Annotated in this window: 27 protein-coding genes and 2 tRNA genes; 11 read left to right on the top strand and 18 right to left on the bottom strand. The window is 68.5% G+C overall.

Features of this window, described 5'->3' with window-relative positions; translation table 11 throughout:
* Positions 1-149: 149 nt before the first annotated feature.
* The 5 genes from ETD96_RS02370 to ETD96_RS02350 all read left to right on the top strand — a co-directional run bounded on the left by ETD96_RS02370 (position 150) and on the right by ETD96_RS02350 (position 6,765).
* Positions 150-1,577, top strand: a complete 1,428-nt coding sequence (locus tag ETD96_RS02370; protein WP_240807128.1) for a non-reducing end alpha-L-arabinofuranosidase family hydrolase — start codon at positions 150-152, stop codon at positions 1,575-1,577.
* A gap of 261 nt (positions 1,578-1,838) precedes the next feature.
* Positions 1,839-3,182 (top strand): hypothetical protein, encoded by a 1,344-nt coding sequence (locus ETD96_RS02365; protein WP_171068817.1) that lies wholly within the window; start codon positions 1,839-1,841, stop codon positions 3,180-3,182.
* 1 nt (position 3,183) lies between these two features.
* Complete coding sequence (locus tag ETD96_RS02360) at positions 3,184-4,497, top strand: YlbE family protein (protein ID WP_138633250.1); 1,314 nt, start codon at positions 3,184-3,186, stop codon at positions 4,495-4,497.
* Positions 4,498-4,522: 25 nt separating this feature from the next.
* A complete protein-coding gene (locus ETD96_RS02355; RefSeq protein WP_138633247.1) occupies positions 4,523-5,995 on the top strand; it encodes an APC family permease in 1,473 nt (490 codons plus the stop codon).
* Positions 5,996-6,033: 38 nt separating this feature from the next.
* Positions 6,034-6,765, top strand: a complete 732-nt coding sequence (locus ETD96_RS02350; protein WP_171068816.1) for a gamma-glutamyl-gamma-aminobutyrate hydrolase family protein — start codon at positions 6,034-6,036, stop codon at positions 6,763-6,765.
* Here the strand turns inward: ETD96_RS02350 and ETD96_RS02345 are convergent.
* Positions 6,744-7,253, bottom strand: coding sequence for an Lrp/AsnC family transcriptional regulator (locus ETD96_RS02345; protein WP_138633241.1), 510 nt, complete (start codon positions 7,251-7,253; stop codon positions 6,744-6,746). The two genes, ETD96_RS02350 and ETD96_RS02345, sit on opposite strands and share 22 nt — an antisense overlap.
* Positions 7,254-7,730: 477 nt before the next feature.
* Here ETD96_RS02345 and ETD96_RS02340 point away from each other — a divergent pair, with 477 nt between their 5' ends.
* On the top strand, positions 7,731-9,149 hold the full coding sequence (locus tag ETD96_RS02340; RefSeq protein WP_138633238.1) for a carotenoid oxygenase family protein: 1,419 nt from the start codon (positions 7,731-7,733) through the stop codon (positions 9,147-9,149).
* Positions 9,150-9,266: 117 nt separating this feature from the next.
* On the opposite strand, the gene ETD96_RS02335 is transcribed toward ETD96_RS02340, so the two are convergent.
* Together ETD96_RS02335 and ETD96_RS02330 are read right to left on the bottom strand one after the other, a co-directional pair.
* The gene (locus tag ETD96_RS02335; RefSeq protein WP_138633235.1) at positions 9,267-9,713 is read right to left on the bottom strand and encodes a hypothetical protein; all 447 of its coding nucleotides are present in this window, start codon (positions 9,711-9,713) and stop codon (positions 9,267-9,269) included.
* A 124-nt stretch (positions 9,714-9,837) separates the two neighbouring features.
* Complete coding sequence (locus ETD96_RS02330; protein WP_138633232.1) at positions 9,838-10,818, bottom strand: threonine ammonia-lyase; 981 nt, start codon at positions 10,816-10,818, stop codon at positions 9,838-9,840.
* Positions 10,819-11,308: 490 nt separating this feature from the next.
* Here ETD96_RS02330 and ETD96_RS02325 point away from each other — a divergent pair, with 490 nt between their 5' ends.
* Complete coding sequence (locus tag ETD96_RS02325) at positions 11,309-11,848, top strand: hypothetical protein (protein ID WP_138633229.1); 540 nt, start codon at positions 11,309-11,311, stop codon at positions 11,846-11,848.
* Between the two features lie 186 nt (positions 11,849-12,034).
* Here the strand turns inward: ETD96_RS02325 and ETD96_RS02320 are convergent, their stop codons facing one another.
* Positions 12,035-13,624, bottom strand: coding sequence for a HEAT repeat domain-containing protein (locus ETD96_RS02320; RefSeq protein WP_205719069.1), 1,590 nt, complete (start codon positions 13,622-13,624; stop codon positions 12,035-12,037).
* Between the two features lie 19 nt (positions 13,625-13,643).
* Positions 13,644-14,129: a hypothetical protein gene (locus ETD96_RS45690; protein WP_205719068.1), complete on the bottom strand. Its 486-nt coding sequence runs from the start codon at positions 14,127-14,129 to the stop codon at positions 13,644-13,646.
* 235 nt (positions 14,130-14,364) lie between these two features.
* On the opposite strand from ETD96_RS45690, the gene ETD96_RS02315 reads away from it, so the two are divergent.
* Together ETD96_RS02315 and ETD96_RS02310 are read left to right on the top strand one after the other, a co-directional pair.
* Complete coding sequence (locus ETD96_RS02315) at positions 14,365-14,934, top strand: winged helix-turn-helix domain-containing protein (protein WP_205719067.1); 570 nt, start codon at positions 14,365-14,367, stop codon at positions 14,932-14,934.
* Complete coding sequence (locus ETD96_RS02310) at positions 14,838-15,431, top strand: IS630 family transposase (protein ID WP_138633356.1); 594 nt, start codon at positions 14,838-14,840, stop codon at positions 15,429-15,431. Before ETD96_RS02315 ends, ETD96_RS02310 begins: the two co-directional genes overlap by 97 nt.
* Before the next feature lie 422 nt (positions 15,432-15,853).
* On the opposite strand, the gene ETD96_RS02305 is transcribed toward ETD96_RS02310, so the two are convergent.
* Positions 15,854-15,945 (bottom strand) — tRNA-Ser (locus ETD96_RS02305).
* A 142-nt stretch (positions 15,946-16,087) separates the two neighbouring features.
* The gene (locus ETD96_RS02300) at positions 16,088-16,519 is read right to left on the bottom strand and encodes a hypothetical protein (RefSeq protein WP_138633226.1); all 432 of its coding nucleotides are present in this window, start codon (positions 16,517-16,519) and stop codon (positions 16,088-16,090) included.
* Between the two features lie 191 nt (positions 16,520-16,710).
* Here ETD96_RS02300 and ETD96_RS02295 point away from each other — a divergent pair.
* A tRNA-Arg gene (locus ETD96_RS02295) sits at positions 16,711-16,783 on the top strand.
* 73 nt (positions 16,784-16,856) lie between these two features.
* On the opposite strand, the gene ETD96_RS02290 is transcribed toward ETD96_RS02295, so the two are convergent.
* From ETD96_RS02290 to ETD96_RS02255, 9 genes are all read right to left on the bottom strand, one after another.
* The gene (locus tag ETD96_RS02290) at positions 16,857-18,086 is read right to left on the bottom strand and encodes a site-specific integrase (protein WP_240807126.1); all 1,230 of its coding nucleotides are present in this window, start codon (positions 18,084-18,086) and stop codon (positions 16,857-16,859) included.
* A 47-nt stretch (positions 18,087-18,133) separates the two neighbouring features.
* The gene (locus tag ETD96_RS02285) at positions 18,134-18,313 is read right to left on the bottom strand and encodes a helix-turn-helix domain-containing protein (protein WP_138633223.1); all 180 of its coding nucleotides are present in this window, start codon (positions 18,311-18,313) and stop codon (positions 18,134-18,136) included.
* Positions 18,295-19,671: a replication initiator gene (locus tag ETD96_RS02280; RefSeq protein WP_240807125.1), complete on the bottom strand. Its 1,377-nt coding sequence runs from the start codon at positions 19,669-19,671 to the stop codon at positions 18,295-18,297. The genes ETD96_RS02285 and ETD96_RS02280 overlap by 19 nt, the downstream gene beginning before the upstream one ends.
* 144 nt (positions 19,672-19,815) lie before the next feature.
* A complete protein-coding gene (locus ETD96_RS44355; protein ID WP_171068815.1) occupies positions 19,816-19,971 on the bottom strand; it encodes a hypothetical protein in 156 nt (51 codons plus the stop codon).
* Between the two features lie 12 nt (positions 19,972-19,983).
* A complete protein-coding gene (locus tag ETD96_RS02275; RefSeq protein WP_138633217.1) occupies positions 19,984-20,196 on the bottom strand; it encodes a hypothetical protein in 213 nt (70 codons plus the stop codon).
* Positions 20,197-20,214: 18 nt separating this feature from the next.
* A complete protein-coding gene (locus ETD96_RS02270) occupies positions 20,215-21,066 on the bottom strand; it encodes a DUF2637 domain-containing protein (RefSeq protein WP_138633214.1) in 852 nt (283 codons plus the stop codon).
* The gene (locus ETD96_RS02265; protein WP_138633211.1) at positions 21,063-21,374 is read right to left on the bottom strand and encodes a hypothetical protein; all 312 of its coding nucleotides are present in this window, start codon (positions 21,372-21,374) and stop codon (positions 21,063-21,065) included. Before ETD96_RS02265 ends, ETD96_RS02270 begins: the two co-directional genes overlap by 4 nt.
* 111 nt (positions 21,375-21,485) lie before the next feature.
* The gene (locus ETD96_RS02260) at positions 21,486-22,826 is read right to left on the bottom strand and encodes an FtsK/SpoIIIE domain-containing protein (protein WP_138633208.1); all 1,341 of its coding nucleotides are present in this window, start codon (positions 22,824-22,826) and stop codon (positions 21,486-21,488) included.
* Positions 22,827-22,840: 14 nt separating this feature from the next.
* On the bottom strand, positions 22,841-23,236 hold the full coding sequence (locus ETD96_RS02255; protein WP_205719066.1) for an SCO3933 family regulatory protein: 396 nt from the start codon (positions 23,234-23,236) through the stop codon (positions 22,841-22,843).
* Positions 23,237-23,364: 128 nt separating this feature from the next.
* Between ETD96_RS02255 and ETD96_RS02250 the strand changes: the two genes are divergently transcribed.
* Positions 23,365-23,745 carry a GntR family transcriptional regulator gene (locus tag ETD96_RS02250; RefSeq protein WP_138633206.1) on the top strand — a complete coding sequence of 127 codons (381 nt, stop codon included), beginning with the start codon at positions 23,365-23,367 and terminating at the stop codon, positions 23,743-23,745.
* Between the two features lie 230 nt (positions 23,746-23,975).
* On the opposite strand, the gene ETD96_RS02245 is transcribed toward ETD96_RS02250, so the two are convergent.
* Together ETD96_RS02245 and ETD96_RS02240 are read right to left on the bottom strand one after the other, a co-directional pair.
* The gene (locus tag ETD96_RS02245; RefSeq protein WP_138633203.1) at positions 23,976-24,161 is read right to left on the bottom strand and encodes a hypothetical protein; all 186 of its coding nucleotides are present in this window, start codon (positions 24,159-24,161) and stop codon (positions 23,976-23,978) included.
* Positions 24,161-24,576: hypothetical protein (locus ETD96_RS02240; protein WP_205719065.1), on the bottom strand; the 416-nt coding region annotated here is incomplete at its 5' end. The genes ETD96_RS02245 and ETD96_RS02240, both read right to left, overlap by 1 nt.

Below are 24,576 nucleotides of genomic sequence, written 5' to 3'. Positions count from 1 at the left end.
GTCTTGACGATGCCGCGTCGCCTCGTATTTACTCCGGGCCACCACCACCTCCCGATCCCCCGATGGAAAGAAGGTCCCGCCCGGCCGGGAAATGTTAGCGCTAACATTCGCCTGAAGGGAAGAAGCTCATGTTGAGGACCGGTGCGGCCGTGCTGGCATCGCTCCTGCTGTCGGTGCTCCTGTCCGTGACGAACGCAGAGCCGGCTCAGGCCGCGACAGTGGACGTGAACAAGTGGTACGTCCTGGTCAACCGCAACAGCGGCAAGGCCCTGGACGTCTACAACCTGGCGACCAACGACGGCGCCCGCATCACCCAGTGGACCAGGAACGACCAGAACCAGCAGCAGTGGCAGTTCGTCGACTCCGGCGGCGGCTACTACCGCATCAAATCCCGCCACTCCGGCAAGGTGCTGGACGTCTACAACTTCTCCACCGCCAACGGCGGCTCGATCGTCCAATGGTCCGACCTGAACGGCACCAACCAGCAGTGGCGGCTGGAGGACAGCCCGGGAGGCTACGTCAGGTTCGTCTCGCGCCACAGCAACAAGGCCCTCGAAGTGCAGGGCGGCTCCACCGCCGACGGCGCGAACATCGTCCAGTACGACGACTGGGGCGGGAACAACCAGCAGTGGCAGCTCGTCGAGGTCGGCGGCGGCGACCCCGCTCCCGGATGCGACCTCCCATCGTCCTACCGCTGGACGTCCACGGGCCCGCTTGCGCAGCCCAAGGCGGGATGGGTCTCGCTCAAGGACTTCACCGTCGCCCCCTACAACGGCAGGCATCTCGTCTACGCGACGACGCACGACACGGGGACGAGATGGGGGTCGATGAACTTCGGCCTGTTCAGCAACTGGTCGGATATGGCATCGGCCAGCCAGAACACCATGTCGAACGCCACCGTCGCCCCGACGCTCTTCTACTTCGCGCCCAAGAACATCTGGGTGCTCGCCTACCAGTGGGGCAGCACCGCCTTCTCCTACCGGACGTCCAGCGACCCGACCAACCCGAATGGCTGGTCATCGCCGCAGGTGCTCTTCTCCGGAAGCATCTCGGGTTCCGGAACGGGACCCATCGACCAGACGGTCATCGGTGACGGCACGAACATGTACCTTTTCTTCGCCGGCGACAACGGCAAGATCTACCGGGCCAGCATGCCGATCGGGAACTTCCCCGGCAGTTTCGGCTCGACCTCGACAGTGATCATGAGCGATTCGACCAACAACCTGTTCGAGGCCGTTCAGGTCTACAAGCTCAAGGACCAGAACCGCTACCTCATGCTCGTCGAGGCGATCGGCTCCCAGGGGCGCTACTTCCGCTCCTTCACGTCCACCAGCCTGAACGGTTCGTGGACGCCGCAGGCCGCGACCGAGGGCAACCCCTTCGCCGGCAAGGCCAACAGCGGCGCCACCTGGACCAACGACATCAGCCACGGTGAACTGATCCGCACCAGCGCCGACCAGACCTTCACCGTCGACCCCTGCAACCTGCAACTGCTCTACCAGGGGCGCAGCCCCAACTCCGGCGGCGACTACGGACTCCTGCCCTACCGGCCGGGTCTGCTGACGCTGCAGCGCTAGCAACGGAGACACGGGTCCGGCTCTGGCGCGGACCCCGCGTGGCGGGCCCGGCGACAAGCCGGGCCCGCCACTTTTTCATGCCCGGCCGGGCCTTCCCTCGGTGAGGCGGCGCTGCCCCGAGACGCCACGTCCCCTCTCTCTCCAGGCGCGCCCCCGGTCGCTGCCTCACAGATCGAGATCAAGCACTGAGACGCCTCCAAAGTGTTGACATTCGATCCTCATGCCCGCACGATGGGTCGAAATCAAGCAGAGGAGTGTTCTGTGTCACAGGCGGAGGTCCTCCGGGACCAGCTGATCGAGCAGGGCGTCAAGTACGTCTTCGGCTTCTATGTCGACATCCACGGCGTGCCGAAGAGCAAGTGCGTCCCGGTGGAGTCGCTGCCCTCCATGGCGAAGGGCTCGGAGCTGTACACCGTGGGAGCGCTGGAGGGCATGGGCGACCTCGGCCCCCACGAGGACGAGTGCGCGGGCATCCCCGACCTTGACCGGCTTGTCGTCCTGCCCTGGAACCCGGAGTTCGCGGTGGTGCCGACCAGCCTGCACCTCGACGGCGAGCTCTACCCGCAGGAAGCGCGCAACTTCCTGCTCCGCCAGGTCGACGAGGCCGCGGAGATGGGCTTCACCGTGAACGTCGGGATCGAGCCGGAGTTCTACGTCGTCCGCGAGACGGCCCAGGGCTGGGAGCCGCTGGTGCCGCAGGACCGGCTGGACGCGCCGACGCGCGGCTACGACCTGGAGACCACCGTCCTCGCCGCGCCCTTCCTCGGGCCGATGGTCGAGTACATGAACCAGCTCGGCTACGGCGTCTACTCCTTCGACCACGAGGGCGGCGACGGCCAGTACGAGTTCAACTTCGACTACACCGACGCGCTCACCATGGCCGACCGCATGGTGATCTTCCGGCTGATGGCCAAGCACGTCGCCCGCGAACTCGGCTGCATCGCGACGTTCATGGCCAAGCCGTTCCAGGACGACTTCGGCTCCGCGTCCCACGTGAACATCAGCCTGGCGGACGGGGAGACCGGCCGGAACGTGTTCGAGGCCGCGTCCGGCGGCGGCTACAGCGACACCGCCCGCCACTTCGTGGCCGGCGTGCTCGCCCACGCGGGCGCCATCTGCGCGGTGACGTCACCGACGGTCAACTCCTACAAGCGGTTCACCAGCAAGGGCTTCATGGACGAGATCTCCTGGGCCCCCGTCTACCGCGGCTGGGGCGAGAACAACCGGACCCTCATGTGCCGCATGCCGGTCAACCGGCACTGCCTCGAGGTCCGCACCGTGGACGCCTCGGTCAACTACCACCTCGGCATCGGGCTGATCCTCGCCGCCGGGCTGGACGGCGTCGCCAACAAGCTCGACCCGGGCGAACCCCTCAACCGCGACACCTACCGGATGAGCGCGGAGGAACTCGCCGGCTACGGAGACCTCGCGCTGCCGCGCTCGCTGGAGCAGGCGCTGGACCTGTTCGAGGCCGACGCCCTCGCCGAGCGGGTCATGGGCAAGGAGTTCCACCGGACGTTCCTGGACTACAAGCGGGCGGAGTGCCGCGAGTACGGATCAGTGGTCACCGACTGGGAGACCCGGAACTACCTGCAGAGGCTTTGAGATGTCCACAGTGAACGAGACCTCGGCCGACACGCGCCGTCCGCAGGCCGATGCCGAAGAGCGCCGCCTGCGGGCCAACGCCGAGGCCCTGGAGCGGATGGTCGGCGCCGAGCCCGTGCTCGTGGGCGTGGCCGCGGCCGGCGACGTCGTGCCCGGGATGACGCCCACCACGATCCTGACCTCCGGGGCGCCGCTGGAATGGCACCAGTACACGGGCGGCCAGCGGCGCGCCATCCTCTACGGCGCGGTCTACGAGGGCCTGGCGGACGGCGTCGAGGACGCCGAGGCCAAGCTCGACCGCGGCGACATCCGGGTGCGCTCCACCCAGCAGCACGACTGCATCGGCTCGGTCGCCGGCATCTACACCGCCTCGATGCCGGTGTTCATCGTCGAGGACGAGACGCACGGCAACCGCGCCTTCTGCAACTTCTACGAGGGCAAGAGCCGCTACCGCCTCAACTACGGGTCCTACGACCAGGAGGTCGCGGACGGGCTCCGGTGGCTGGAGTCGACCATGGCGCCGGTGCTGGCCGAGTGCCTCGCCGATCACCCGATCCGGCTCAAGCCGATGATGGCCCGGGCGCTGCGGCTCGGCGACGAGCTGCACAGCCGCAACACCGCGGCCACCCTGCTTCTCCAGCGGGAACTGACCCCGCGGCTGTTCGCGCTGGCGGCCAAGGAGCAGTGGCGGACGCGGGTGGAAGAGGTCATGGACTTCTTCCTGGCGAACGACTACACGTTCCTCAGGCTCAGCATGGCCGCGGCCAAGGCCACCGCGGACGCCGCCCACGGCGTCGAGCACAGCAGCCTGATCACCGGAATGGCGATCAACTGCCGCGAGTTCGCCGTCCGCGTCAGCGGTCTCGGCGAGGAGTGGTTCCGCGGCGGCCACCCCGAACTGCAGGGCCGGTTCTTCGACGGCTTCACCGAGGCCGACGCCGAATGGATCGGCGGGGAGAGCTGCGTCACCGAGACCGTCGGCCTCGGCGGGATGGCCCAGGCGTGCGCCCCGTCGCTCATGGATTACCAGGGCGGCAGTTTCCAGGCCATGCTGGGCAACAACGAGGCGATGTACGCCATCGCGTCGTCCGAGCACCCCGACTACCGGATCCCGGCGTTCGACTTCCGCGGGACCCCGGTCGGCATCGACCTGCACGCCGTCGTCGCCTCCGGTGTCACCCCGCTGATCGACGGCGGGCTCGCCGGACGCGCCGGCGGCCAGATCGGAGCCGGCGTCCTGCGGCCCCGCATCGAGGCGTTCACCGCCGCGGCCGCCGGCTACGCCGAGCGCTACCCGAACCCGACCGCTTCCTGACCACCATGCACCGCTGGAGAGAGCCATGACGTACTCGGAGCAGGCGAACCCCGCCGGCGGCGGAGCGACGAAGGCGGCCGCACCCCATATCCAGGGCCGGATGGGACCGTTCGAACTGGCCTTCTTCGTCGTGGCCGCGGCCGGGCCGCTCCTGGTGGTCGCCGGGTTCGCCCCGCTGGCCTTCATGATCGGCGGGATCGGGGCGCCCGGCGCCCAGCTCGTCGCCGGCATCGTGCTCCTGCTGTTCGCGGTCGGCCTGACCAGGATGGCGCTGCGCATCAAGAACGCCGGCGCCTTCTACTCCTACATCGGGCAGGGCCTCGGCCGCCCGGTCGGCGGCGGCGCCGCCACGCTCGCGATGGCGGCGTACTCGGTGATCGCGATCGGCCAGCTCGGCGCGGTCGGGGCCTTCGCCGCGGTGCCGGTCAAGGACGCCCTCGGGATCGACGTGCCGTGGCCGGTCTTCTCCTTCGCCGCGCTGGCGATCGTGGTCTACCTCGGGCACCGGCAGATCTCGCTCAGCGCGAAGGTGCTGGGCATCGCCCTGCTGTCGGAGGCCGCGATCCTGCTCGTCCTCGCCGCGCCGGTGCTCTGGCAGGGCGGCGCGGACGGGCTCGACGTGAGCTCCTTCTCCCCGTCGGCGATCTTCGCCGGCGGCGGCACGGGCGCGATGTTCGCCATCGTGTTCGGCGCGTTCATCGGGTTCGAGTCGACCGCGATCTACTCGGAGGAGGCCCGCGACCCCGAGCGGACCGTCCCCCGGGCCGTCTACCTGGCCGTGGGATTCCTGGCCCTCTTCTACACGTTCATGGCCTGGATCGTCTACGTCGCCTACGGCAAGGCGTCGATCGTGGACGCCGCCACCGCCGACCCGGTCGGGCTGGTGTTCGCCGCCACCGAGAAGTACGTCGGGCACGGCGCGGTGGTCGTGATGGAGATCCTGCTGGTGACCAGCGCGTTCGCGTCCACGCTGGCCTTCCACAACACCGCCTCGCGGTACCTGTTCACGCTCGGACGCGAGAAGATGCTGCCCGGCCGGCTCGCCCGCGTCCACCCCGAGCACCGCTCGCCGTACGTGGCCAGCGCCGTCCAGGGCACCATCGGCCTGGTGGCGGTCACCGCGTTCATGCTCGCCGGAGCCGACCCCTACCTGCAGGTCTTCCTGCTGATGGTGGCGCCGGGCGTGCTCGCCGTGATCGTCCTGCAGGCGCTGTGCTCCCTGGCGATCGCGGTCTACTTCAACCGGGTGAACACCACGCACGGGCTCAGCGTGTGGAGCACGGCGGTCGCGCCACTGCTCAGCCTCATCGGCCTCGGCGTCGCGTCGTGGCTGGTGGCGCGCAACTTCGACCTGCTGTCCGGACGGACCGACTGGGTGAACTACCTCCTCCTCAGCTTCATCCCGCTGGCGTTCCTCATCGGAACCGTGCGGTCGCTGCAGCTCAAGCGGGGCCGGCCCGAGGTGTACGCCCAGCTGACCAGGACCGAGGTCTTCTGAATGCCCCGCCGCTGCGAAACGCCGACCGCGAGGTAGTGGTGACGGGCAAACCCCTGATCGGCATCAGCGCCGACCTGGCGGACGCCGCATGGGACGTGTGGCGGCGGCGAGCGATCGTCCTGCCGGTGGCCTACCACGAGCAGGTGGTGGCCGCCGGCGGGATCGCCGTCGTCCTCCCGCCCCAGCCGCGGGCCGCGTCCAACATGATCGAGAGGCTGGACGGCCTGGTGCTGGCGGGGGGAGGGGACATCGACCCCCGCCGGTACGGGGCCCGGTCGCACCCGTCCACGCGCCCCGCGGACCCGCTGCGGGACGAGTGGGAGATCCGGCTCGCCCGCTCCGCCCTGGCCGCCGACCTGCCCGTCCTCGGCATCTGCCGGGGTATGCAACTGCTGAACGTCGCGCTCGGCGGCACCCTCGTCCAGCACATTCCCGACATCGTCGGCACCGACGCGCACCTCCCGGACCCGTCAGGGTTCGGAAAGCACCCGATCACCATCCGGCCCAGCAGCGAACTGCACGCCGCGCTCGGGGAACGCGCCGACATCGCCACCCACCACCACCAGTCGGTCGGCGACCCCGGCCGGGGAGTCGTGGAGACGGCGTGGACTGCGGACGGGATCGTCGAGGGCATCGAGGTCCGCGACCGGACCTTCGCCTGCGGAGTGCAGGGGCACGCGGAGGAGAGCGGGATGACCGGCCTGTTCGAGCGCCTCGTCCGCGCCGCCGCGCGCCGGACCGGAACGGCTCAGCCGAGCTCCCACTCGTAGGAGAACTTCTCGATCTTGAGGATGAGCGACGTCTCCACGGCGGTGATCCCCGGCAGCGCCCCGAGCACGTCGGTGGTGAACCGCAGCAGGTGCTCCTTGTCGTAGAAGAACGCCTCGATCATCACGTCGAAACGCCCCGTGGACAGCCCGCAATAGCGGACCTCCGACGCCTCGACCAGTTTCCGGCTCACTTCGCGAAGATGCGGCAGGCTCACCGACAACCCGATGATCGCCGAGATGTTGTACCCGGCCAGCCGCGGCGTGGGCACCGCCACGATCTCCATGAGGTCGCGGTCGCGCATCGCCGCGATCCGCTTACGCACGGTCGTCTCGGTGATCCCCAATTGCCGGGCGATCGCGGAGTTCGACGTACGCCCGTCTTTCTGGAGGATCCGGAGGATCTCACGATCCGTCGTGTCCAGCGCCGCCAGCGGAGGGACTCCCTGCCCCGGCTTGGAACCGTTCTGGGGCCCCTCCTTGTTCACCATTCGCCCAGCATATCGCCAGAATGCCCGTTCCCGCGCAATGAACGACCGTCCCGGAGCCGAGGTGCATAGGGGCGGGCCGAAGAGCCGATTAAGTCTCCGATGGGCGCGAGAGTGGGGCGCCTCGTCGGCGCGAGAAGGGCAGGGGTCTTCGCGTCAGCTGATCTTGTCGCCACATTGCCTTCTTTTTCGCCTTCGAGTGATGTCGACGCCCAGACGATCAAGCCGTCCGGAAAGTAAGGGGGCCCACCCCGCTGACGGGTCGCCCACCCGACAACCGCGCCGTCGGCACACCGAGGCCCGCCAGCGCTGCCAGTGACGCCCTTCGCCCTACCGACGAGGTTGCACCCCTGCGCGTCAAAGCCACCCGGTCAGCAACCAACATACGGCCTCTCGCCGGGTCGAGGCCCCTGACCTGGACTGATGTAGTTCCAGGCGGGAAGAACCCGAGGCCGGAGGCCCGCTGTTGGGGGGATTGCCATGGCCACTGGGTTCGATCCGGCGCGCGTCGCGCATCTGACTGGGACGTTCGCGCCGGTGACCGAGGAGGTGGACGAGGCCGGGCTGCAGGTGGAGGGGGAGTTGCCCGCCGAACTCGACGGGGTGTACCTGCGCAACGGGCCGAACCCGCGCTTCGCCCCGATCGGTTCCTACCTCTTCCCGATCGACGGCGACGGCATGCTGCACGGCGTGTGGATGAGCGAGGGGCGGGCCCGGTACCGGAACCGCTTCGTGCGCACGCCCGCCATGCGCGCGGAGGAGAAGGCAGGCCACGCCCTCTGGGGCGGGATCGAGTCGCTGATCACTCCTGGCCCCGAGAAGGTCGGGCCCGAACTGGCGCACACACTCAAGGACTTGCCGGACATCAACATCGTCCGGCACGGGGGACGACTCCTGGCCCTCGCCGAGTCCGACTGCCCGTTCCGGATGGCGCCGGACCTGGAGACGCTCGGCAAGGAGACCTTCGACGGCGGCCTGCCGGCCGGGATCACCGCCCATCCGAAGATCGATCCGCGGACCGGGGAGATGGCGGTCTTCTGCTACGCGCTGGAGGAGCCGTACCTCACCTGGGCAATGCTCGACCGGGACGGCCACGTGAGCCGTGCCCCGACACCAGTGGCGGACGTCGACGAGCCCGTGATGATCCACGACATGGCTCTGACCGGACGCTATCTCGTCCTCGTCCTCGCGCCGGCCTTCCTCGATCTAGAGGCCGCCATGCGGGGCGGCTCATTCCTGGACTGGCGCCCCGAGCGCGGCACGCGGATCGCCCTGATCCCGCGGGACGGCGGGCCGGTGCGCTGGGCGCACGACTCGGCCTTCTGGGTCTGGCACACCGTGAACGCCCACGACACAGCGGACGGACGGGTCGTCCTCGACTACGTACAGTGGCCCAGCCCCGGCCTGGGCCCACGCCCGGCCTCCTCAGACGGCGCCGCCCACGGGCTCGCTCGCGCCGTCATGGACCCGGCCACCGGTTCCATACAGCGCAATCTCCTCGACGACGCACGGGTGGAGTTCCCCCGAGTGGACGATCGCGCCCTGACAGGCCAGCACCGACGGATCGCCACGGCCGCCGGCAGCGGACGCACGCCGGGCCTGCTACCCGGCGAGTACGACGCACTGCGCTGGTACGACGTCGGCGACGACAACACAGCCGTCGAGACCTGGGACGCGGGTGACCTGTCGGTCGGCGAGCCGGTCTTCGCCCCCGTCCCCGGACGCACCGCCGCCGACGAGGGCTACTGGCTCACCTTCGCCACGAACCGCACCGACCTCTCCAGTTGGCTACTCGTCCTACCGGGCAGCAACCCGTCCGACGGTCCACTCGCACGCCTCCGCATCCCCGTACGCGTACCACTGGGCCTGCACGGAGCATGGCTCCCCACCCAGGAATGACACCACCCACCCCAAAACCTCCAGCATCAACACTGGCGGCGTAGGGCAGCAGCGAACAAACCACCCCCGGCGGATTGCCCCCCGACGAATTTCGAAGAGTAACTACCGATCCAATGGCTAGGGGTTGAGATTACGTGCGTACTGGAGCGCGTCGTTCAACAAGAGGGTAAGGCGGCGTTTGCCCTCTACGGAGGGGATTTCACTCTGCCAGGCGCAGACCGCGTGCCATCCCTGATCAGCCAGCGGCAGTACAGGATCCAGGGTTTCAAGGTCGTTCGGCAGTCGCGGAAGTCTGACCATCAGCCAATTGGTTCCAAGAGCGACGACGGCGGCGATTCCGTTGGCCGCGAGTGCGGGAACACCGAACAGCGGGATGACCGGGATGTCGTCCGGCGCGATTTGTGAGAGCCGTCCAAGCAGCTCAGGATGGGTGTGCAGTACCCATCCATCAAGGCTGTAGGTGTGGTCATGTGGGGTGCCAGGACGGCGAGCCTGCGCGCGGAGGTAGTCGACCAGCACCCGATTGGCAGGGTGGTCGGCCAGTTCAGGGTCGCCTCGTCCCATGACCGCCAACATAGGCGCCGTGGTCGAATCTCCGCCCACCCCAGGACGATAAAGCCCACCTACACCAGTCATGATCGCCGGAGGGACAGTCGAGTGGTGGGGCGGTGACCGTGCAGAAGATCGTCTAAGCACGGGTCGGCGGATCGACACGAACCCACCGCTGGTAGTCGTCCAGATCAACGTTGCTACCGCAGATGATGGTGACCACGTTGCGGCCAGCGAACCGGTCCGTGTCCTGCAGGACGGCGGCGACGCCAAGGGCCGCTGAGGGTTCGACGACCAGACCCGCGTGCTGCAAGAGCATCCGCATGCCCGCGACGATGGACGCCTCCTCGACCAGGACGGCATCATCGGCCACTGCCAAAAGATCATCCAGCACGGCGGGGATGGGGCGCCGACCGGCAACGCCGTCGGCGATGGTGTCGGTGGACTCGGTCGTGACGACCCGGCGCTCCTGCCAGGAGAGGGTCATCGCGGGTGCGCCACGAGGCTGCACACAGATCACCTCGGCTCCAGGCACCAGAGCCTTCAGGACGTAGCCCACACCGGTGGCCATGGCGCCGCCTCCCAGGGCGATCAGCACGACGTCCAAGGAGGGCGCCTGCTGCGCCAGTTCGAGCCCGATGGTCGCCGCACCCTCACAGGTCTCGACGTCCAGACTGTCTTCGACCAGCCGGACGCCGGGCCGCCGAGCGATACCCGCCGCCCGCTCCCGGGCCAGGTCGAAGTCGCCATCGACCACTTCCAGCGTCGCACCCGAAGCGCGAATCCGATCAAGCTTGGCGGCAGGCGCCCGCCGCGATGCCACGACCGTCACGTCCAGGCCATGGCGGCGCCCCGACCAGCCCAGCGCCCAGCCCAGATTGCCGGCACTGGCGCACACCACGGCCGTCCGGCCCTGATCGCTCAGCCGACCCGCGACAACCTCGGTCCCCCGCCCTTTAAAACTACGGACCGGGTTCGCCGTCTCCAACTTGATGCTCACCGTACAGCCCAGCGCCCGCCCCAAGGCTTCGCACCGGAACAACGGAGTGTCCAGGAACACCGGGTCGATCACACGGCGAGCCGCGCGGATCCGGCCAAGATCGAGCCGCGTCTTGAGCACGACGCAACAACGTACCCGACACAAACGTCACCTCAACAGCCACCACCACGAACCCACCCATCCTCCACCGAATCGATCCCGCGACCCCGCCCACCGACGCCTACAACCACTCCACGACAGAGCCGCACGGTTCCCGGCAGGAGAACAGAAGCCATCAAAGGCATTGCCGCGCAGCTAAGACAGCGCCCAACAACATCAGCAAAGCCGGCCAGCCACCTGCTCCCTGATGGCGTGACCAAAGATTAGCCAGCAGATGATCGTTGCCACTCTCTAGACACCATCCAGGGGCCAGACGATCGAGATGCAGCGAACTCTCACCCGGAAACCTGGGTGACAAGCGAGCGAGCGGCGCATAATGGAAAAAGCTAGAGCGCACCGCCCCGATCGCGGTCTAGAGTTCCGCTATGGACTACGCCTGGATTCAGGAGAAGCTTGAGGCCGTGTTCGTCCTCGGCCGTCAGCCTCGACGTCACAATAGGAAGGAAGTGTCATGGGAGATGACAAGCTTGAACGGATTGCGGAGCTTCTGGCCGGCCGCAATGCCATCGATGAGGAGATTGCCGCGATCATCCAGCGGCCGATGACGGCTGGGCATCTCGGTGAGTGGATCGCGTCACGGATTTTTGATATCGAGCTGGAGGAATCGGCCACCAACTCTGCCGTCGATGGTCGCTTTCGCGTCGGCCCGCTGCAGGGCCGGACGGTCAACGTCAAGTGGTACCTCAAACAAGAAGGCATTCTGGACACCAGTTCGTCCGCAACGCTCGACTACTACCTGGTGCTTACCGGTCCACGATCAGCGGCAGGTTCCTCACGAGCTGGTACTCGCCCCTGGTGCCTTCGGGCGGTGTACCTGTTCGACGCCGAGCGCCTTCGGGATGAGCAGGACGCCCGGGGAGTCAAGACAGGCGTCGCATCTAGTGTGCTCCGGCGGCAGTGGGACGAAGCCGAGATCTACCCCCGCGACTGCAACCCTCTGCTCAGGGTCAGCGCTCACCAGGTCGAACTACTCAAACTCCTTGCGGGCTGACCAATGGCCCGTCCCGGTCGGCAACGCAGGACGGAGCCATTCACCCGCCCGGTGAACGCTCGCTGCGCCGGTCACTCAGCAAGCCTTCGATGTATCACTGGATGAATGGCGTGAGACGACTCTTCCGCAAGGAACCGACGCACACGACGAACCCGAGGGGGCACAACCCCGGCCCAGGCTGAGACGTTACTTTGTGGTCAGGCGTTCGACGAGGGTGCGGCTGGTCTCTTGCAGCCTTTCGTCGTTGTCGATGCTGTTGTATCTGCCGCGACGCTGGGTGTGGTGCAGCTCAGAGCGGAGTTGGGGCAGGGCGGGTCGTGCGGCAGGTCCCATGCGTTCCAGGCATGCGACGACATGGTTGGCGGTCGAAGGGTTCTGTTCCCAGGCTTGGAGGAGCGTGTCCAGCACGGCCGGTGCCTCGGCGTCGCCGCCGATTTCCCAAAGAGCGGCCGCGCAGGGGACTTGGACCCATTCGTAGCCATGGTTCAACAGGCCCCGCAGGCGAGGCAGTGCCTCCTCCGCACGAGGGCCGATCTCAGCGAGTACGTCGGCGGCCGCGCTGATCCGGAACGGGATGGAGTCGTCGAGCAGGTCGAGCAACGGCCGCATGACTTCGTCCGGATCGCCGACGATGGCCCACAGAGCGGCAACGGCGGCGGGACGCACATGGGCGTCCGAGGCCGTGATCAAGGACCGGATCGTTTCCACGGCGGGGGCCGCTGACGGACCGAGAGCCCTCAACGCGTCCAAGGCGGAGCACGCGACTGACCACAGCTCATGAGGCACTGCCGTGGCCAGGGTCGCGGTGATCACGCCGACTGCGCTGTTGTCGGCAAGAGCAGCGAGGGCCGCCAGGTCGGAGCGCGCGCTCATCTCCCACAGTGCCTGGGTGAGGTCGAGACTCTTCAAGTGGGCGCACAGGCGGGGTGTCAGCTGATCAGCGGCTTGCGGGAGTGCTCCAACGACCTGGACTGCCCGCCAGGCGTCGTCTCCACTGTCCAGGGCTGTGAGGATGCTCGGCACCGCTCGCACATCACCGAGACGGGCCAGCGCCTGGACGGCCTCTTGATGACTTCTCCGCAGTTGTGGCTGGGACGAGAACCAGACATCCGGCCCGTGGGCGGCGTACTGTGCGGCGACATGCTCCGCCAGCGCCTCGCGGGTCGGCTCGGCGATCGCATGGCAGGCGTTCAACGTGGCCGCCGCCTCTGCGGAGACTTGCTCGGCGGCTGAGTTGAGGTGTTCGGCGACGAGCATGATGAGCCGTGTGTGGTCTCCGCGCCAGGACTCCATGAGCTCGGCGCTCATCCGGATGCCGTCCAGGCGGGAGCCGGGATCAAGACTGCGCAGTTGCTCAGCAAGAAGTGCCGTGCGCTGCGGAACCTTCGCCGCCAAGGTCCGATGGAAACTGCGCAGCAGATCCGTGCAAGGTGAGTGGATTTGACCGTGGCGTTCGAGGTCCTCAAAAGCGGCAACAACCTGCGGTGGTGCTCCGTCTCCGGAGACCGCTGACCCCACTGGGCCAGGCGGATCGCACCATGCTTCGGCCGGCACTGAGGCACCGTCCAACTCGCGCAGCAGGCCGATCGCGGGAGTGATGGCGTCCTCACCCATCCGCTCAGGCGTGCAGCGAGCCCGCTGCACCACGGCCGCGAGCCTGGTCTGAGGTGCTACCGCCGAGTCGGCGGCCAACCCGGTGAACCACGCCATCGCCTGAGCCTCGGCGTGCTCCGGCAGGCGCAACGCCAATGTCGCCATCGCCTCGACGATCAGCAACTGCTCGACGATGCTCGTCTCAGCCGACAGCCGACAGCCGACCGCGCAGCACCGTCAATCCGCGGTCGACGTCGTCGATGAACAACCCGAGTCCGGGGATCGCAGCCCGGCGCACGCGGACGTCGGGATCATGGGCGAACCCGATGAGCGTCTCGGCACGGCCGCGCATGGCCGCCACCGCTTCAACTTCAGCTTCCGAGCCGCCATACCGTCCATCGCAGCGATCGAGGGCATGCGATCCGATGCTGACCAGCAACTCAACGACGTCGGCCCGGTCAGGCGTCGTGACGTCCTCTGCCAACTCGAACAGGAACGGAAGGCTCGCCGTCGTGCACGCGTAAACAGTGCCCTGATGATGGACCGCACCGTAGAACCTGCTGAGAGCCTCCCGCCACTCCTCCGCGTCCGAAGAACGCAGCGCCAGCAGCAGACCCGGGACCTCCTCGGCCGAGCCGTACGCATGATCCATCGACGACCAGCCGATGTCGTGAAGCCCGCTGAACATACACGGCACTATGCCCGCCCGCACCGACACAGCGCCCACACCGACAAAGATCACGAAGCAGCCGCACCGACAACCAAGTGACTCACCTACAACACTGTGGAGTACGTCGAACTACCGCACATCAAGAAGACCGGCCACTAACCAAGGTTAATGAGTGATGGCGGCGGGGTGAGTGGACGGGCCGGTGGTGTGGGCGTATGCCGGTTGCATGGCCAGATACCCCCAGGGCGGTGGGATGACCGCTGCCGGCCGTGAACGACGAGAACAGGTCCGGATGCAGGCCGCGCAATGGTTCGGCGAGGGGCGCCCCAATGCGTGGATCGCTGCCGAGTTGCGGGTCGGGCTTCGGCAGGTGGAGAAATGGCGGCAGGCCTGGCGCCAGGGCGGGGCCGAGGCGCTGCAGTCCAGGGGGCCGCACCGGCGGCCGCGGCTGGACGATGCGGCGTTCGCGCGGTTGGAGGCCGAGTTGAACCGCGGGCCGGCCGCGCACGGCTATGCCGATGACCAGCGGTGGACGCTGGGCCGGGTGGCCGCGCTCATCAGCCGGCTGTTCGGAATCGACTACACCCTGCCCGGGGTGTCGCTGCTGCTGCGCCGCAACGGCTGGTCGGTACAGGTCCCCGGACGCCGCGCCATCGAACGCGACGATCACACCGTGCAGGTGTGGAAAGAGCAGGTGTGGCCGCAAGTGGAACCACCGCGGCGGACCTGGGTGCCTGGATCTGTTTCCTCGACGAGACAGGTCAGGGGCTCAGGCCGCCCAAAGGACGCTCCTGGAGCCGGCGGGGGCACCGGCCGCAGGTGAGAGTGCACGGCGGCGACCACGGCGGACGGATCTCGGTCGCCGGGATGGTCTGCTACCGCCCGGGTCAGCGGCCCCGGCTGATCTACCGGCTGCACCACTGCCGCCGCCGCAAGGGCGAACGCGCCGCCTTCACCCTGACCGAGTACAAGAGCATGCTGCAGGGCGCCCACCAGCAGCTACCCGACGGGAAGATCGTGCTGGTCTGGGACAACCCGAACATCCACCACTCCACCGCGATGCGGGCGTTCATCGACGCCCACACCGACTGGCTCACTGTGTTCCACCTGCCTGCTTATGCCCCCGACCTCAACCCCGCCGAGAGCGTGTGGTCACTGCTGAAACGCTCCATGGCCAACTTCCTGGCCACCGACCTGGACCACCTCACCGGCATGATCAAGCACCGCCTCAAAGTCATCCAGCACCACCCCGACGTGATCAACGGCTGCCTGACCACCACCGGCCTCACCCTCACCACCACACCCGCCATCACCAATTAATCCTGTTTAGACCGGGTAGTGCGGAGCCATCGCCCACGGCGCGGCACTCTCCAGCCCGCCGGGCAAGGTTCAACATCAAAGTGATCAGCGCACGATGCGGTCACTATCGCTCATGGCGCCCACACCCCGGTTCTCCCGGAGGCCGCCAAGAGCAACAGCCGCAGCCGTCGACGTGTCAGCCGAGCCGACGACCCCTCCGTCCCCCTAGCGTGGGAATCGCCAGCGAACCGGCTCGGGAGCTGAGCCGAGCACGCAAGGTAGTCGTTCCGGTGATCCACTTCGGAGCCCTGACCTGGACTCGGTGACGCCGCCGCGACATCTCGTGCTCACCACGTGCCATCCAGGGCCAACAAAGTGGACATCCTGGAATGCGACAGGGACTTCGTCTAGATCGAGATCTTGGACGAAGTCCCTGGTCAGAGTGGCGGAGGATCGGGGATTTGAACCCCGGATGGGCGTGAACCCAAACCGCATTAGCAGTGCGGCGCCATAGACCGGACTAGGCGAATCCTCCAGGAGCCATCGGGCTCAGCACAGGCTACCGGTTCGGCGAGCCAACCGGCAAAGCCTGCGTCCCGTGGCTCCAGCAGCATAGTGCGTAACGGCTGTGGACGTGCCGCTCCCGGGGCCGCGGGAGCGAGGCGTCTGGGAGGGGGTCAGCCCAGGCGGAACCCGTTGAAGCCGCAGGCCTCGGCCAGGTCGTTGCCGTGGCGCTGCATGGCGGCGGTGTCGGGCCGGCCGATGGCCGAGGTGTTGCCGGAGCTCAGGTTCCGCAGCATCTCGGCCGTCTTGTCGAGGTCGCCCGCGAACGCGGTCGCGGCGGTCTCGACGTCGCCGCCGGCGCTCTGGCCCTCAGAGCGGACCTTGGCGGCCGTGTCCGAGAACTTCTGGGCGGTCGAGGACGCGCCGCTCGGCGAGGTCATGGTCATGCCACCGGTGGAGAAGCTCCGCAGCTCCGTCTCGATGTTCTTGCAGGCGGTGGTCTTCTTCCCGCCGGCGATGGCGTCGATGGCGCCACATCCCGTAGAGCCGAGCATCAGGCCACCGACGGCGAGGGCGCCGACCAGCTTGGTGGCGGACATGCGCATGGGGTTTCTCCTTCAGGGGGTTGGGCTTCGGACGGGAACAGGGGACATCCAGGTCACTCCCGCCTCGATCACCCCTTTGGCGTATCACTGCCACGAGGGGTTCCGTGACTCAAGTCACACATCCGTGACCTCCCATCCGCCAACCGATTCGCGGACAGGTCCGTGGAGCCGGTACAGTTGGCATGCGTCAGGCACCCGTAGCTCAACGGATAGAGCATCTGACTACGGATCAGAAGGTTAGGGGTTCGAATCCCTTCGGGTGCGCCCAGGTCAAAGCCCCCTTGCGATCTTCCGCAAGGGGGCTTTTGCTAACGGTCTTGCTAACAGGGCATCTGATCTAGGCGGCGTCCTCCACTCGCTTGGCGAAGATCTCGGCTGCCTCCACGAGCTGCTGATTGACGACGTGTGCGTAGACCCGAAGCGTGATGGACGGGTCAGCGTGGCCGAGTCGAGCGGCCACGACGTGGACGGGGACACCCGCCAGGAGGAGGGTCGTCGCGTGGATGTGGCGGAGGTCGTGAAGCCGCGCGTGTGGGAGCGGCTCAGCCGGTGACGTCCCGTCCGTGGGTGTGTTGTGGAGCTTGATCAGGGACGTCATGAGGGACGAGACGGTGTCGGGGTGGACGGGGTCGCCCCATCCGGTGGCGAAGACGTAGCCGTCCGCCTCCTTGTCGGCGCCCTTCCAGGACTTGCCGAGCTTGAGCTTGTCGGCGAGCTGGCGCTTGCGATGGGCCTTGAGGACGTCGACCGTCCCGGCGTCGAGGCTGACCGTGCGGGACCGGCCGCTCTTGGTCGTGCCCTCGATGCGCTCGCCGGCGATGAACGACGCCGAGCCCTTGATCTGCATGGACGCGCCGTCCAGGTCGACATCACGCCACCGCAGGTGGAGCAGCTCCCCACGCCGGGCACCGGTGTACGCCGCCAAGTGGAAGAAGGCGGAGAGCCGGTGTGTTTCGGCGACCTTGAGGAAGGCCCGCAGCATCGCAGGCGTCCAGACCTCGCCGGGCTCGGCAGAACGCATCCGGGGCCGTTTAGCGCGCTCGACCGGGTTGGACGGGATGACCTGGTCGACCAGGAGGGCGTCGCCAAACGCCTTACGAAGCACGGCGTGAACGTAGGCGACAGTCCGAGGCGAGAGCCCCGTGCCGTGCCGTCCGCCGGTGGTGACGAGGTCGCGGTAGAGCTTGGTGATCTGGCCGGGGCGGACGGCTTGGAGCCGCAGGCCGCCGATGTTCGGCTTGACGTGTCGGTCGATCAGGTGCCGGTAGTCGGCGAGGGTCTTGGGCTTGATCTCGACGGCGTGAGCGTCGAGCCATTCGTCCAGGTACTCGGCCACGGTGATGGCGTTGCGGTCGATGTACTCGCCGCGCCGCGCTTTGACCCGTGCTTCGTCGCGCGCCTCCTTCGCAGCGTCCTCGGTGACGAACCCGCCGACCCACTTGGGTTTTGAGACGCCAGTTTCGGGGTCGGTCACCCGGATGACATAGGACCAAGTATTGCCGCGCTTCATCACTCCATCGCGCAGCTTGGGCCGGCTCTTGCTCGTCTTGCCTCTACTACTCGGCATGGCTTTGGAAGGCAGGCGTGGCTTGCCGCTGTCGGCGGAGTCGGTCATCAGGCGGCCTCTTCCATGAGGGTGTTGATGTAGTCGTTGAGGGCGTTGAGCGGGATGCGGCGAGAGCCATCGATGCGGACTGAGCGCAGCGAGCCGGAGGCGAGAAGCTCGTAGAGCTTGCTGCGCGAGATGGCCAAGGCTTTGGCTGCTTCGGGAACGGTCAGCAGGAGCTTGGGCACGCGGTACTCCGTTCATCGGTGGTGGTAAGTGGGGGCAGCGGTTTGCCGGTCAGGGCAGCGGTGAGCAGTGCTTCGCCAGGCGTCATGCCTTGGCCGAGGTAGCGCCAGTGCGCAATCACGAGGACCTGGTCGTCATCGAAGGGCAGGCGACCGGTCGTGATGTCGTCGTGTTCGCGCTGGTTGTGCTCGATACGCGCCGCACGCAGCGCGCCGAGGGTGGTGGAGTAGCGGCGGGACTTGGTAGAGAAGTGGCCGCGGAAGCCGAGCATGTGAGCCCACTCGGTCAGCCGCAGCCCGGCGTATTCCTCGATCGCGCCCAGGCGCAGGCATTCGGCGATGAGCCGCCGCGCGTGGCCGCTCACGGGGAGGTTGGCCAGGTCGTCGGTGGGGCGTATGCGGCGGTCGAGGGTGCCGACGCATTCGGCGGCTTTGGTGGCGTACTTGGCGATGTAGCCCGCGACCGCGCTATCGGTCAGTTCCCCCGTGGTGGTGATCGGACGAACGTCGATCTGCGATCCCCACACGTGCTCTGTCGCCGGGATGTCGCCCGCAGCAGGTGACGAGACGGTGACCGCGCCCGCCGCGTGATCCACGGCCGCCTTGAGCAGGTCGAGGGAAGCCCAGGCGGGAGGAGGGTTGTCAGGGCCGCCGGGTCCGTCGAGGCGGATGACGGCGTGGAAGTGGACCAGGCCGCGCCGCTGGTACTCGGCGACCTTGGCGAACGACACCGTGAGCACGTCCCGCAGGTCGGACACCCGCAGCCCGGCCGACCGCGCGACGTAGCGCCGGAAGGCCAGGGTGAACCGCCGCCACAGTTCCGGGGCGTGCGCGTTCCACAGCACCGCCCCCGTGTAGTCGAAGCAGTCGCCGCAGATCGGCTGCCCGAGTCGCGGGTCCCCGTCAGCGTGGCGGACGGTGCAGGAGACCGGCCGCCCATGCGGGCACGTCCCGCCCTCCCGCCGGGGACGGCAGGCCACCACGCCTCCGCCCTTGCCGGTACGGCGGGAGTGGACGGGACCGAACGAGGGCGCGGTGAGCGTGACGAACGCCGCCGGATGCGTCGTGACGGTGTCCGGGACGCCTTTCCCGCCGACGAGTCCGGCGCGGACGAGTTGGTAGGTGTCGGCCCGGTAGACCTCTGCACACGCCGGACAGCGCGAGGCCCGCCGGGTCTTGCAGGCCACCCGCAGCACCCCGCCCGGCTCACGCGCGGTGGAGTAGTGGCGCAGGATCTCGCCGGTCAGCGGGTCGAGGTGGGTGACGCGGCCGCGCAGGTGGACCGGTTGAGCACAACCGCCGGTGGAGTGTGCGCGGCGTGCCCAGGCGCGGAAGTCGGCCCGGTTATAGCGGTTGGCCATGTCGCGTGCGGCAAGTCCGCTTATGACGGGTGCCGGGTCGGGCATGATGGGGCGGTCTCCTCGCCTGTGCGGGTGGTTGCGGGTGGTGGGGCGACCCCGGCGTGGCCGCGGATGCTTGCCGGCGACAGCGGCCACGCCGGGGATCTAGAAGGCGGTGGTGAACCGCGCGAGGGCGTCGGCGACCAGCGCCAGGCCGCCGACGATCGCGCGGACGGCGTGTGCGGCGTTCTCGGGCTGGCGGATCAGGAACAGGCCCAGGACGATCCAGAAGGCGGCGAAGGCGCAGCGGCGCAGGAACATGGCGGATCCCCTTCAGATGGTGTGGCCGTGGCCGTTGCAGTCGGGGCAGGTGGAGCCGTCGGAGGCGACCCCGCCCCCGCCGCACGTCCCGCACACCCACCCGACGACGAGCACCAGGAGCACGGGCAGCGGTCGCGGGTGACGGGCGAACAGGTGGCCGGGCACGATCGGGGTCGGCTGGCCGGCCGAGGTGGTGGGGTTGGCGTGGTCCGTGCGAGTGGTCATTGCGGTTTCCTCCAGCGGTCAGGCGAGCGATGCGGTTTCGGTGCGGAGCTGGCGGAGCAGGTCTGAGGCGAGCTGGTTGGAGACGCCGAGGCGTGCGCGGAGCGCGTCACGGGTGATGGGCCGCCCGTGCTCGGTTTCGTGTTCGGCAGCGACGCGGCGGGCGAAGTCGACCAGCGGACCGGCCGGAGCCGACGAGCCCGACGAGGGCGACGCGGCCGAGGACGACGCGGACGGCGTCGAGGCGGAGCGTTCGGCGGGGATGGGGATGGAGGTCTGGCCGTCCTGCTCGTCCTCGCCCCGCTCGGTGGTGTGGTGCTTGACGGCCGGGACGGCGGCGGTGACCGTGGGCCGCTCGTCCTCCCACACCACCCACGGCGACGCGGACGAGGATGGGACGGACGAGCCCGCCGAGGACGGAGTCGGCGTCGAGGACGGGGACGGGCGGCCGAAGGAGTCCGGGACCGGTGAAGGACGGGCCGCCGAACCAGGGCCGGCCTTGCGGCGTTCCAGCATCGACACCGCGACCAGGAACGCGCCCGCCGGGGTGCCCGCGGTGATCCAGCCCCAGACCGATGGGTCGGCCTGTGCGAGGTTGGCGGCCAGTGACAGCAGGATCCCGCCGACCAGGACGACGGTCGGCCACGACAGCCGCCCGGTGTCGCGTCCCGTGCGCTTGTCGCGCTGTCGCTCTCCGGCCGCCATGACGCAGGTGAGGTCGATGCACACCGCGATGGCCCAGGCCATCCAGCCGCGTTGACCGTGTTCGGTGGCGGTGTCGCGGATGTGGGTGAACGAGCCCGCCGCCGCGATGCCCGCGAGCACCACCACCGGCCCGGAGTCGGCGACTGCGCCGAGGATGCGCCGGGTCATGCCGCCCGCCGCACGTCGACCAGGGCCAGCAGCGCGGCCAGTTCGGCGTCACACCGGTGGCTGTCGGCCCAGTCATCGACCTCGCCGCAGGACGAGGAGGCGAACGACTCGGCGCAGCGCTGGCAGCGGGCGATGTGCAGGGAGCGGAACTCGTCCCACTCGACTCCGACTGGCCACACGTCCCAGGACGACACCACCGACGACCGGGACGAGCCCGAGGACGACGAGCCGGACGGCGAGGACGGGGACGGGACGACGCTGAACCGGGGACGAGGACGGGGACGAAGAACACGGACGCGGACGACCATCGGGCAGCCTCCAGGGAGGGTTTTCGGGCATGGGTCGGGTAGGGACGTGGCGCGATCAGGGCTCACACCGAGCCGAAGGAAGGGAGAGGGAAGGGAGCGGAGGAGGGCCGGTTACGCGGCCGGGTCGACGGCGGGGACTGAGCCGATCAGCGCGTCCCAGTCCGGGGTCAGGTGCGCGTACTCACGCGCCGCGTGTTCGGCCTCGCTCTCGGGGACGTAGACCGAGCGGGCACGGTGCCATGAGCCGTCCTGCCCGGAGACCACGCACACCCCCGGAGTCTCGGCGGGGATGGCACGAGCGGTGTCGCTGGCGGCCGGGTCGAGGCCGCTGAGGGTCATATTGGCGGTTTCGGGGTCGTTGACCCGGTGGCACACCCGCCCGGAGAGCTGGGCTCGGAGGGCGGTGACGCCGGGGCCGAGGTCGGAGCCGATGCGCTGCCCGCACACGATCAGGTGGACGGCGAACGCCCGGCCGAGCTGGGCGACCCGCAGCAGCGCGGTCGCGGTCCGCGATACCTCCTCCTTCTCGGACTTGTCGGCCATCAGAAACAGCTCTGCGACCTCGTCCACCAGGACCACGACAGGGACGGGCCGCAGGTGTTCAGGGAGCGTCCACACGTTGCGGGCACCGTGCGCGCGGCACGTGGCCATGCGGTTCTCGACCTCGCCGACCAGATCGGCCAGCAGGTCGACCGACTCTTTGCGTGTGGTGGCCAGCGCCGACAACCGAGGCGCGTACGGGGTGAACTCGACCCCGCCCTTGAGGTCGAACCCGACCAGGGCGACCGGCTGCGGGGCCAGGCCCTTGATGAGCGCGTTGGCCAGGTTGGACTTGCCCGACTGTGTCGCCCCGGCGTTGAGCCAGTGCGGGACCGTGCGCAAGTCGATCAGCCAGTCACGGCCGTTCTCCAGCTTGCCCGGCCGCACGGTCAGCAGTTCGCCGGTTTCGGGTTGGGTGACCACGTCGACCAGCGGGTCACGCATCGTCGCCCACAGCGTCACGTATCCGGGCCGCACATCGACTACCCGAACCGAGTGGACGCGCCAGGCGTGCGCGATCCCCTCCGCCGCCCTCTCGTAGTCCGCCGGTACCTGCCCATCGTGAAGGCGCAGCCGCATGCGCCAGCCGAGCCGCGTCGGCCGCAGAAGGCCGAGGCGGGGAGCGCGCTCGACGTCGACCCACCGCACCCGCCGCTTCTGCTCGACCACGGTCGAGGCGTTGCGGGACGCCGGGCCGACGAGCGGGACGGCGTCGAGGGTGAGCCGGAGCCGCCGCCGGTTACGGGTGAGCTTGCAGCCCGAGGCGACGTGATGCCACGTCAGGTACACCAGCACCGCCCGAGCCGGGAAGCCGACGCCGTACCAGAACGAGGCCGGGTGAAAGCGGCGCCAGGCCCAGAGCCCGGCCGCCGCAGCGGCCAGGACCCCGAGCATCAGGAGCAGGTCAGTCATGACCGGGCCGCCGTTCAGGCCACGCCCGCCGGAGCGGACGAGTCCGACGACCCCGACGTGAAGGCCGACGAGGGCGAGGGCGAGGCGACCGAGGAGACGGGCGCGATCCGGTCGGCGCGGTAGGCCACACCCCACCGCTTCTCACCCCCGAGCACCGCCTCCCACGGGAACGCGACGAGGCCGACCGGCGTCACGACCTCTCCGATCGTCACCGACTGGTCCCCGACCACCGCCACGTTCAGCAGGTCCACCCGCCCCGACGCGTCCGCGGCCGACAGACCCACCGTGAACACCGTCTGACCGTTGCGGTCGGTCTTCACCTCCCCCGTGTCCTGGTTGACCAGCTTGGGACGCGGCGGTGACACGCACACGAACGTCAGCGCCGACACGTCCACCGGGATGTTGCGCATGAAGCCCCTCCAGGGCTCGAAGTAAGCTAGCTAGATACCAAGGTACCTAGGTAAGTCGCGGAGTCAAGCGTTAGACCGAAATTTTCTGCAGGTACCTAGAGACCTAGCCCAGGCGTAGACTGCCTGACATGGCAAAAGGCCCGGTAGACCGACGCAAACCGTACGTGCGCATCGCTGACGACCTGCGCCGCGACATCGCGTCCGGCGTCTACCCGGTGGGGGAGACCCTGCCGCCAGGTGCCAGACTCGCCGACCAGTACGGCGTCTCAGGGATGACCGTCAGCAACGCGATTGCCGTCCTGCGCGAAGAGGGATTGGTCACCACTCGGCAGGGTGCCCGTGGCGCAACCGTCATCGCGACCCCGGACGCCCAAGAGGCCGGCGAGACCCCGCCGGAGCGAAGCGAGGAGTTCCGACTCCTCTTCACTCAACTTCAGGACATCCGGGGCCAACTACGCCGCCTGAGCGCCAGGCTTGACGACTTGGACGAGCGAACGAGGGACAGCTAATCCGAGTCACGTTGCCGTCCACAGGGGCAGCAGCCCGAGGGTAGGACCACGCCCCAAACGAAGCACATCCGCAATCAGCACCGCTGACTCGCGACGCCAACGCAGGGATTCAGACCACCCTGTTGCCCTTCAGCGCACCGCTCAGCCCCGGCCCTTTCCGTCCTAACTTGATTGGCGACGACCGCGCGGTAGGGCCCACTGTGCCCCGCCGACCGCCTACCGCACGGCCGTCAAGGCCATGGCCAGCCGTCAGGATGCGTAATGGCCATGGCCAGCTCCCGTACTGACACCGCTTCAACCAGGCGCCATCCGTCCCTACTGCGGACCAGCGCCCAATACGTCTGGGTGTACGGCCCCAGCCAGCACAGGACGCCGAAGTCTTCGGCGATCTCCTCCAGGGCCGCGCCGGCGTCCATCAGGACCCGTCCGTCTCCCCGGACGAGCCCGCGGCCGAGATCCAACGGTCCAGCGCTGTCGTCACGCGCGACACGGCCAGGTCGATATCCGCGCATGGTGCGAGCAGTTCGCCGGTGCTGGACCGGTACCACCAGCCGCCGTCCCCGGCCGCAACGGTGATGCTGTCGCCCAGGCACGGCGCCTCGGGGAAGAAGACCCGCAGTATGGGCCGGGTCTCGGCGTACCGGCGGTCAACCGTCCAGCCCCGTCGCCGCAGTGTCCGCGCGAGCCGGTTGAGGTGCCGCCGTGCGGTGAACGGCCGAGGCAGCGCGACGAGTGCATCCGGGGGGATAAGCACCCGCCGCGCCGCCTCAGCCTCCCCCAGGGCCGTCCCACCCAGCGCAGGGACGACCCCATCCGGTGATGGCGGCGGGG

Origin of the sequence: Actinomadura geliboluensis, from assembly GCF_005889745.1 — a bacterium.
Lineage (GTDB): Bacteria > Actinomycetota > Actinomycetes > Streptosporangiales > Streptosporangiaceae > Spirillospora > Spirillospora geliboluensis.
This window is presented reverse-complemented; position numbering and strand designations above follow the sequence as displayed.